The sequence below is a fragment of the Blastococcus sp. CCUG 61487 genome, assembly GCF_005222955.1.
Taxonomy (GTDB): domain Bacteria; phylum Actinomycetota; class Actinomycetes; order Mycobacteriales; family Geodermatophilaceae; genus Blastococcus.
Window position 1 is genome coordinate 32,077 of the sequence record NZ_LWUA01000237.1, and the last position, 9,832, is coordinate 41,908.

Here is a 9,832-nt window from a genome sequence, read left to right on the forward strand (position 1 = left end):
TGGCGATCTGGTCGTTGTCCACAGGTCCGGCGGCGGCCGCAGACGAGATGGTGACGGCCTTTCCGGCGGTTCCAGGGGTGGGCGGCTCGCTGCCGTGCCTGCCGATCAACCCGTTCTGCGCGGTAGGCGAAGCAGCCGGCGCCGTGGTCGAGGACGTCTGGGTCAATGCCATGTTGTCGCTGTGGGAGGCCGGGCTGTGGCTGCTCGGTCTGGCGTTCTCGGTGATCGACGCTCTGGCCACCCCAGACCTGTCTGCCGGCGGCCCGCTCGCCGCGGTGTATCCGGTGACGTTCGGCATCGGCGCCACCGTGGCCGCGATGATGGCCATGGTCCAGCTGGGCATCGCGGCGGTGCGCCGGGACGGGCAGACGCTGGGCCGTCTGATGATCGGACTCCTGCAGTTCGGACTCGTCTGGGCCAGCTACGTCGGGGTGGCGGCGCTGCTGGTCACCGGCGTCTCAGGACTGACCACCGCCCTGCTGCGCAGCCTGCTCGACATCGACACCATGGCCGCCTTCGACCCGTCGATCAGCGTGAGCCGCGACCTGGTCGACGGCACGGTCGCCACCGTGCTGGGGGTCAGCTCGATCTTCCTGCTGGTGCCAGCCAGCGTGGGCTACCTGCTGCTGATGCTGGTCCGCGAGGCGGCGCTGATCGTGCTGGCCGCGACCTCGGCGATCTCGGCAGGAGGACTGCTGGCGCAGACGTCGAGTACTTGGTTCTGGCGCAGCCTGCGCTGGTTCCTCGCCGCGCTGCTGGTTGCGCCCGTCGCCGTGCTCGTCCTCGGCGTCGGAGTGACCATCACCGAAGGCATCCTCACCGGAGCAGAGGAAACGAGCACCGAGGCCGCGATCGGTATGGCGGTGGTGGGCTGTCTGCTCATCCTGCTCGGAGCCATCTGTCCGCTGGCGCTGTTCCGGCTGCTGGCCTTCGTAGACCCGGGCACGTCGAGTGGGGCGTCGTTGCGCTCGTCGCTGGCCGCGTCCGGCGGAGTCATGGGCGCGCTGCAGAAGGCCGGTGGCGGGCGAGCGGCCGTGGCCACCGCGGCGGGTGCCGCATCCGGTGGGGTGGCAGCCTCAGGTGCCGCGGCGCAGCTGGCCGGTGACCGCGCGCAGGGCGAGTCGACCGCAGACGCGGCGACCAGCGGGCGCTTCGCCGGCGCGCTGCGCGCGCTCACCACCGGGACCTCCACGGCCGGCCGACTAGCCGCAGGGGTGGCCGCCTCGGCGTCCGACGTGCTGTCGGGCGCCGGAGTCGGGCACTCCCACCCCTACTACGGGCAGCCGCTACCCGCCCGGGTACCGGCGCGCGGCAACGGCTCCGCCGCAGGGACGGCGACCGGAGGCGGGCAGGGCCGAGGCCGTCGTCCTGACGACGGCGGAACAATGCCGACGAGACCGACCGAGAACGGGCGGGGCCAACGCCTCGAGGACGGCCCTCCTGCGGCCTGGCCCGCTGAACGCCTCGACGGCGTGACACCTGACCGGCCCGGCGAGACCGGTCCGAGCGGTCCACACCAGGACGACGCCCGATGAACGCCACTCGCTACGGCGACTACTCCCGCGACGTCTCGGGCTGGTTCCTCGGCATGACCGGCGCCCAACTGGCCCTGGTCACTCTCGCCGGCGTACCGGCGCTGTTGGCCCTCAACGCGCAGACGTGGGGCCTGCTGCTGGTGTGGCTGCCGGTGTGGGCGCTGCTGGACGCCGTGCTGCTGGTCCCCGTCCGAGGGCGGGCCGCGGGCCGCTGGTTCGCCGACCTGTGCCTGCACGCGATCGCAAGTGCGATGGGTTGGACGGTGTTCGGCTCCCGAGCCGCGTCCGGGACGGCCGAGGACCTGTCCGAGGCGGACCTGCCCGGAGTGCTCGCCGGCATCCGCACCCACGACGGGCCGCCCTACGGGCAACTGTTCACCCGGCCGGTCATCGTGCAGAACTCCGCGGCGCGCACCTGGGCGGCCGTGGCGCGGATCGACCATCCCGGCATCGGCCTGGCCGAACCGGGCGAGCGGGACCGGATGGGCGCCGGCCTGGCCGAACTGTGCGAGATCGCCGCGCGCACCGAACTGATCGACGTCCTGGCCCTGCAGGTGCGCACGGTGCCCGACGACGGTGCCGAGCGCGCCGCGTGGGAACGAGCCCGCACCCGTTCCGACGCCGCCCCTCTGGCCGTCCGGGTGAACGCGCTGCTGGGTGCCACCCTCACCCCGGCCGCGGTGCGCACCGAGGCCTTCGTGACCGTCGTCGTCGGCGAGAGCCGGATCGGCCGGGCGGCGAAGGAGAGCGGCGGCGGGGTGGACGGCCGCGCCCGGGTGATGCACGGGGTGATGGCCGAGGTCGAGAGTGCGCTCCGCGGCCCGGTCGGCTGCACCGCCGTCACCTGGCTGGACTCAGCGGCACTCGCTGCCGCGGTGCGCACCGGCTTCGCTCCCGGCGACCGTGGCCAATTGATCGCCGCCGACCTGGCCGCCGCCAACGGCGCCCAGCTGGCGACCGGGGTGCCGATGGCCGCCGCCGGGCCCACCCAGGCCCGCGCCGAGGTGCGGCACTACGTGCACGACGCATGGGCGTCGGTCACCGACACGATCCTGCTGCCCGACTCCGGGGCGCTGCTCGGCGCATTGGCTCCGGTGCTGGTGCCGACGACGGCGGGGGAGCGGCGTTGTCTGACAGTGTTCCTCGCCCCGCTGCCGCTGGACCGGGCCACCCGGCTGGTCGGGCGGGAGAACATGAGCGCCACCACCGGCAACGAGCTGCGCGCCCGCATGGGCTTTCGGCAGCGGGCCCGGCAGCGACGGGACACCGAGCGGATCGGTGCCGCCGACGAGAAGCTGGCCGCCGGGCGGGCGCTCGTCCGTCCCGCCGTCGCGGCCTGCGTCACTGTTCCGGCCACCTGGCCGGTGGACGAGCACGGCCGCCGGCTCGCCGCCTCCATCCGTGCCGCCGGCTTCGTGCCGTTGCGGCTGGACCTGGCACAGGACTCCGGCTTTGCCGCCGCCGCCATTCCCCTCGGCGTCGGGCTGCCCGATCGCAGGGGGCGACGATGAACCGCCGCGGCTCCCGCCGGGGCCGGGACGTCGCCGTCCTGCTCGACGACTTCGGTCACCGGCTCCCCGTCGTCCCCGCCGTGGAAGCGGGGCGACGGGAGCGCGGCCCGTTCATCGAGTTGGTGCCCCGCCGTGGGCCGCGTGGCCGGGGCCGGGGCCGGGCGGCGACACCGGCGCCGCTGTCGGTGTGGCGGATGACGTCGGAGCAGACGCCGGTGGTGTGGCCGCTGATCGCCAGCAGCGGGCTACCGCCTACGGGCGCGCAGATGGGCATCGACCTGCTGTCGGGCGGGGCGTTCTACTGCGATCCGGTCGGCTGGGTCACCGACGACGACATCCCGGTCACCAACCCGAACGTCGTGGTCTTCGGTAAGCCCGGCCGAGGCAAGTCCGCCACAGTCAAGGCCTTCGCGTTGCGCATGCTGGCCTACGGCTACCGCACCCTCGTCCTCGGCGACACCAAGGACGAGTACGAGCCGCTGTGCCGCGCGCTGGGCGTGGAGCCGTTCGTCATCGGCCACGGACTCTCCGCCCGAGTCAACCCACTGGCCTTCGGCCCGCTCGGCCACGGCTGGGAGCAGCTCGACGCTGCCGAGGCCCGCCGCCGCGAGGCCATCATGTTCGCCCGCTGGCTGGTGCTGATCCGTGGCCTGGTCGGCTCGCAGAACGTGCCTTTCGGCCCCGTGGAGGAAACCGCCGTCGGCGAGGCGCTGCGACTGCTCACCGGCTACCGCAGCGGAGCCACCCGGCTGACCGAGCCCACCATCCCGCAGCTGTGGCAAGCCCTGGACGAGCCCACGGACGACCTCGTCGCCTCGTGCCGCTACGCCGACCGGCGGCACTTCCTCGACGCCACCCGAACCTTGCGCGATGCCCTCGGCTCGCTTGTGAAGGGCTCGTTGGCCGGGCTGTTCGACGACCACACGTCGATCGAGGTCGACTGGCGCGCGCCGATCCAGTCGCTGTCGCTGTCCCGCCTCGAACCGCTCGGTGACCAGGCCGTCGGCATCGCGTTGACCTGCCTGAACTCCTGGGGACAGGCGATGCGCGAGATCGCCGACCCAGGCGACGTGCGCATCGTCATCCGCGACGAGACCTGGCGGCAGATGCGCCTCGGTGCCGAGGCGATGAAGAGCCTGGACGCCAACCTGCGGCTGTCCCGCCGCGACGCCGACGTGCAGATCCTCCTCGCGCACAAGCCGTCGGACATGCTCACCGCGGGCGACGCATCATCCCAGGCGGTGGCCATCTCCCGCGACCTGCTGCACCTGTGCGACGTCAAGGTGCTGCACGGTCAGGACCAGGCCGTCGCCGACGAGCTCGCCACCATGCTCGGGCTGACCCCGATCGCCCAGCGGGTGGTCACCGGCTGGGCGATCGCCGGCAAGGGCTGTGCTCTCTGGCTGGTCGGCGACCGGGCGTTCAAGGTGCAGACCGTCCTGACCGCGCCCGAGCTGGCCCTGACCGACACCAACGAGGCCCTCACCGCCGGACGTCCGGCGTGAGCGGGACTGTCGAAGGACTGGCCAAGGCGTACGTGAAGCGATGGCTGTGGAAGGCCGCTGCTCCCGTCGCCGTCCCGGTGTTCGGCGTACTGACGCTGCTGCTGATTCCTCTCGCGGTTCTCGCCGCTCCGGAGGCGTCGACGGCGACGGCGTCGTCGTCCTGCTCGATCGGTGGCACCGGCGCCACTGTCGCCGGCACCGAACTGAACGCCGTCCAGATGGGCCACGCGCAGACCATCGTCACCGTCGCCTCGGCACAAGGACTCGACCCGTACGCGGCCACCGTGGCGCTGGCGACCGCGTACCAAGAGTCGCGAATCCGGATGCTGGCCAACGACGGCAGCAGCCCCGAACTCACCGCCGAGGAGGCCGCGGTGACCGCAACCAGCCTGACCTATCCGCATGACGGGCTCGGCTCCGACCACGACAGCGTCAACACCTTCCAACAGCGCTGGATCGCCGGCTGGGGCAGCGTCGCCCAGCTGATGGACCCCGTCTACGCCGCAGAGGCCTTCTACCGCAGGCTCGTGGCCGTGCCCGACTGGCGGGCCATCCCGCTCACTCAGGCCGCACAGGCCGTGCAGGTCTCGGCCTATGGAGGTGCCTACGCCCACTGGGAGCCGCTCGCCCGCGAGCTGACAGCCATGCTGTGGCCGGCCGCCCAGGCCACCGCGGCCGACCCGGGCGGCGCGGTGGCCGGCGTCTGCCCAGGCCTGCCGGTGGCTGCCGGGTCGTGGATCCGGCCCACCGCCGGCACCGTCACCTCTGGCTACGGGCCCCGCGGGGGCGCCCTGCACGCCGGGGTCGACATCGCCGGCCCCCGTGACACCCCCGTCTACGCCGCCGCCGACGGCACCGTGGTCACCGCGGCGTGCACCAGCGCCTACTGCGACCGCGACGGAAGCCTGAGCCTGGCCGGCTACGGCAACCTCGTCGAACTCGACCACGGCGGCGGGGTGACCACCCGCTACGCGCACCTGTCCGCCTACACCGCTACCGCCGGGCAGCGCGTCAGCGCCGGGGCGCTGCTCGGTTTCCAGGGGTCCACCGGCAACAGCACCGGCGTCCACCTGCACCTCGAGGTCCGCCTCGATGGCGCGTCCGTCGATCCAGTGCCGTGGCTGGCCAGCCGCGGCGTCGACCTGCATGCAGCCAGCGCCGGCTGACCGGTAGACAGGAACCAGGACGTGGACATCAACCACCGGCTCAGGGCCGGCGCGTGACGACGCCCTTCCGGCGTCGCGATCCGCAGCCGATCGCCCGGGGATGGGAAATGGCCGTCGCCGCAGTCGGCGGCGCCCTGATCGCTGTCGCGCTGGCGGCCCTGGTCGGTCTCGGACTTGCCTCGGCGTTGTGGGGCGGTGGCTGGGTGTGGCCGCAGGGCACCGAGACGATCACCCACGTCCTCGGCGGACTTCTGCACGGCGACCCCGGCCGCGGTCTGCCGCCCGACCAACTGCGTCTGGTCGCCGGGCCCATCCCGGTGTACGCGTGTGTTGCCGCCGCCGAGCTCGCCCTGCTGACCGCCGCGGTCATCACCGCTGTCCTGGTCACCCGCTACCGACGCCCGGGCGACGCCCGCGGCGGCATGGCCACCCACAGGGAGGCCGAGCAAGCCCTCGGGTTGCGCCAGCTCCGCGCCGGGCGAGCGGTCATCCGCCCAGACCGTTACCCGGCCACAGGCAGTCGAGGCCGCCTTCATCGCCTCCTGTCCACAGGCGGCGACGCGATCCGAAGTCGTACCCACAGATCCGCCCAGAGCGCCAGTTCCCGACCGACCTCCCCAGCACCGTCGACCCAGGCATCACCCATCCGCACCGTGAAGGAGAACCCGCGATGACTTCGACCGACGACGGCCTGAACTCTGATCTGCTCGCCGTCCGCGCCGAGGCTGCGGCACTGTTCGCCGCCGCTTCCCGCAACGACCAGGCAGGGCCGACGGCGCAGCTGCACTGCCTTGCCGCCGCTACCGCCCTGCGCGCGCCAAGCGCTCCGGTGCCCGCGACGGCCGACGCCACCGACCCCGACAGGCTCGTCGAGCAGGCGCTGCGCATCCTCGGCAATCTGCCTGCCGTTGATTTCGCGCACCCCGACGTCCTTGCCGCAGCTCAGCACGGCCACCGAGCGCTGCGTGCGCCACGCTGATGGCTACCTCGCTCGGGCAGCTGCTCGACGCCCTCGCCGACACAGCGCGGACCACGGACGCCAGTGCAGCGGCGCGCGCCGATGCAGGCACCGCGTTGGGCCACTTGGGCCGGGCGTTGGCTCACCTGCGCCACGACGGCGTCTCCCCATTCGCCGGCGACCGCCGGGAACAGCAGGTCGCCGCCCTGGCTGCCGCCTGCACCGAGCTCGGCGTCCGTGCTCCAGCGACCGAGTCGGCGTTGACCCGGTTGGCGGCGGCCGCCGCCGACACCGTCGGCGTCCTGTACGACCACACCTCCGTGACCAGCCGGTGGGCCGTCGCCACCGCCGTGGCCGAGACAGTGACGCCGCTGGCCGAGGTGGTCGCCCACCGCCTGCCTGCCGGTCCGGCGACGCAGTGGCACGCCGAGGTCGAGCGCCAGGCGGCCCTGGTCCAGCAGACAGCTGCGCTGCAGCCCCCGACGCGTGCCGACGTCGCCATCCTCGACCGCCCCGTTCCAGGACCCGCGGTCGTTACGTCCGCGGATCCGGCACGCGTGGTCCCCGACGCCATCGGCGTCCTTCTCCAGGCCACGGCCCGCGCCAATGATCCGCCGTCGGTCACCGAGGTCCTGGCCTACACAATCGCCGCCCAGACACTCAGCTCAGCCGCGGAGCGCCTCGGCTCCACCGACGCGCCACCACTCGCAGGTCAGACGACGGCGGCCGACGCCTGGCGCGCCGTCCGAGCATCCCTGCGTCCGTACGACGACGGCAGCCGCCACTTCCACCAGCACGCACCATCCGGCGTCACCGCGGCCGGTCGACTCCATGCCGCCCTCCACTCCGCCGAACCTGACCCGGCCACCTGGACGGCGTCCCTGCGCGCATCGGTCACGTCCGCGGCCCAGCACCTGCCCACTCTCGCCACGCAGCTGCTGTACCGCACCGTCCGATCCTGGGCCGACAACGGATCCCTGATCGCCTACGCCCGTGACGTACCTCCGCGGGACGAGCGGGTGGCCGCTTACCTGCGCGGATATCAGCCCGGCGGGCTGGTCCGCGTCAACGCCACCGACTTGCAACCGGTCGCCGGCGCTCTGCACAACGCCCGACTGCTCTCCCTCGCCGTCGCCGACCGGGCAGCCGGTCCGGATGCCCGCACGACGGCCGGCTTCCCGCGCCGGGCCTGGGCCGCGAATCGGGCGCTGCTGGACGACCCGCAGACGCCGGTCGCGCTCGGCGTGGCCCTTCAGCAGGCCCACCAGCAGCTGCAGGCGGCGCGAGCCCAGCGGCCCGGGCCCAGCCGGGGACGCTGAAAGGGGAGTCGGATGCTCAGATCAAGGTTCGACCCGAACGACGTCGGCTGGCGGCTGGGCCGCTCCGTCCAGCCGCACGGGGCGGAACTGTGGTGCCGGTACGACCGCACGACCGGCGTCTACGGCGAGCAGGGTTCCGGCAAGACCCTTGACCTGCTCGCGCCCGCCCTGCTGGCCCACCGCGGTGCCGGGCTGGCGACGTTGACCAAGGTCGACGACCTGCTGCTCACAGTCGGACGACGGCAACGGCCCGCCGGCCCGGAGGAGCCGCCGCGCCCGGTCGCGGTGCTCGATCCTTTTGGCGCCGCACCGGGGCTGCCGGAACTGGTGTGGGATCCGGTCGCCGGCTGCGTCGATCCTCGGATCGCCGAACGACGAGCCAAGGCGTTCGCGGCCGGCACCGTCGCTGGCGCGGTCACCGGCGGCCGGCAGGACAACGCCGCCCGGTTCTACGCCGCGGAGACCGCCAAGGTGCTGCAGGGATTCCTGCATGCGGCGGCGCTCACCGGCCGCGATCTGGAACACGTCCTGGAGTGGGTCGCCAACCCGGTCGCCGCCGAGCAGCCCGCCGAGATCCTGCAGCAGCATCCGCACGCCGCCCGGTTCTGGGATGGGCTGCTGATCGGCGCCCTGCACGGCAGCCCGGACACCGTCGGCAACACGGTGACCACGGTCCAGCAAGCGATGGCGCTGTTCTTCCAGCCGGACATCCGGGCTCGCTGTGTGCCTTCGCGCGGGCGGCCGGCGACCGATCTGGCCGACCTGATCGCCCGGCAGGGAACGGTGTACTTACTCGGTCGGGAGGACCCCTACGCATCGGCGGCACCGCTGATGACCGCGGTCGCCGAGCACGTCCTCGACACCGCCCTGCACGTCGCCACCACCTCGCCGCACGGGCGGCTGACGCCGTCCTTCCTGGCGTGTCTCGACGAACTGCCGTCCACCACGCCGCTGCCGACCTTGCGGGTGCGGATGGCGAACGAGCGCGCGCTCGGTCTGTCGTTCATCTACGCCGCCCAGACCTGGAAACAGATGGTCGTCTCCTACGGCGAGGACGAGGCCCGCTCGCTGTTCGGGCTCACCAACAACCTCGTCATCTTCGGCGGCGGCAAGGACGTCCACTTCTACCGGGAACTGTCCGACCTGCTCGACGATGTGCGGATCAGCCGGCGGACCGTCACCGACGGGCCCGGCGGCATCGGCACGTCCCGCTCGGGTGAAGACGTGCGGGTGCTGCGCCCCGGCGACATCCGTCGCATCCCTGAGCGGCACGCTCTCGTCGTCGCAGGCACCGCGCCGCCGATCATCGCCCGGCTGAGGCGCTGCCTCGACGGCAAGGCCGGTCAGCAGCTCGCCACCGAGCTCGACGCCGCCCGCGCCCGGGTCGACGGTGCCCGTGCCGACGATGTCGACGTCGAGCAGCGCACGGCTGCTGCGCTGGCCTACGCCCGCGACCACCGGCTCGTCCCGAGCCGACACGTCGATCCGGCCGACCCGCCGGCCGCACCGCACTCCGGGACGCGGTCCTGGTGATCGTCCTGCCGTTCCCGGCGCCACCCTTCGCGTTGCTGCGTGCGCTGGAGCTCCTGGAAAGCGCGCGTCAAAGTATTCGCGGGGGAGTGGCAGAGGCTGGCGGCGTGGCTGACCTCGAGCGCCCCTGGGAGCCGGCCAGCTGCAGCGGCGAGCTCAGCGCAGCGGTCTGGAGTTGGTGTCGCGACGTCGTCGCATGGATCAATCACGAGTACGCGTGGCGGCCCGCGCAGATGGTCCCGGCCTGCTGGTCCCATCACGCCCACATCGCCCGGGAGCTGCCCGTTCGGTGACGTCCCGCGGGGTGG

The 9,832-nt window shown here is 73.0% G+C and carries 8 protein-coding genes; all 8 read left to right on the forward strand.

Features of this window, described 5'->3' with window-relative positions; all coding sequences use genetic code 11:
* Positions 1-77 precede the first annotated feature (77 nt).
* From A6V29_RS13655 to A6V29_RS13690, 8 genes are read left to right on the forward strand one after another with little or no spacing between them, the layout of a single operon-like run.
* Positions 78-1,535 carry a hypothetical protein gene (locus tag A6V29_RS13655; RefSeq protein WP_249933219.1) on the forward strand — a complete coding sequence of 486 codons (1,458 nt, stop codon included), beginning with the start codon at positions 78-80 and terminating at the stop codon, positions 1,533-1,535.
* Entirely contained in the window at positions 1,532-3,046 is a 1,515-nt protein-coding gene (locus A6V29_RS13660) for an SCO6880 family protein (RefSeq protein ID WP_137160800.1), read from the forward strand. The genes A6V29_RS13655 and A6V29_RS13660 overlap by 4 nt, the downstream gene beginning before the upstream one ends.
* A complete protein-coding gene (locus A6V29_RS13665) occupies positions 3,043-4,551 on the forward strand; it encodes a putative type IV secretion/conjugal transfer ATPase (protein WP_137160801.1) in 1,509 nt (502 codons plus the stop codon). The genes A6V29_RS13660 and A6V29_RS13665 overlap by 4 nt, the downstream gene beginning before the upstream one ends.
* Positions 4,548-5,717 carry a M23 family metallopeptidase gene (locus A6V29_RS13670; RefSeq protein WP_137160802.1) on the forward strand — a complete coding sequence of 390 codons (1,170 nt, stop codon included), beginning with the start codon at positions 4,548-4,550 and terminating at the stop codon, positions 5,715-5,717. The genes A6V29_RS13665 and A6V29_RS13670 overlap by 4 nt, the downstream gene beginning before the upstream one ends.
* Positions 5,718-5,770: 53 nt before the next feature.
* A complete protein-coding gene (locus A6V29_RS13675) occupies positions 5,771-6,391 on the forward strand; it encodes a conjugal transfer protein (protein WP_249933220.1) in 621 nt (206 codons plus the stop codon).
* Entirely contained in the window at positions 6,388-6,696 is a 309-nt protein-coding gene (locus A6V29_RS13680; RefSeq protein ID WP_137160803.1) for a hypothetical protein, read from the forward strand. Before A6V29_RS13675 ends, A6V29_RS13680 begins: the two co-directional genes overlap by 4 nt.
* Complete coding sequence (locus A6V29_RS13685; RefSeq protein ID WP_137160804.1) at positions 6,696-7,994, forward strand: hypothetical protein; 1,299 nt, start codon at positions 6,696-6,698, stop codon at positions 7,992-7,994. The genes A6V29_RS13680 and A6V29_RS13685 overlap by 1 nt, the downstream gene beginning before the upstream one ends.
* 12 nt (positions 7,995-8,006) lie before the next feature.
* Positions 8,007-9,527, forward strand: coding sequence for a type IV secretory system conjugative DNA transfer family protein (locus A6V29_RS13690; RefSeq protein WP_137160805.1), 1,521 nt, complete (start codon positions 8,007-8,009; stop codon positions 9,525-9,527).
* Positions 9,528-9,832: the final 305 nt, after the last annotated feature.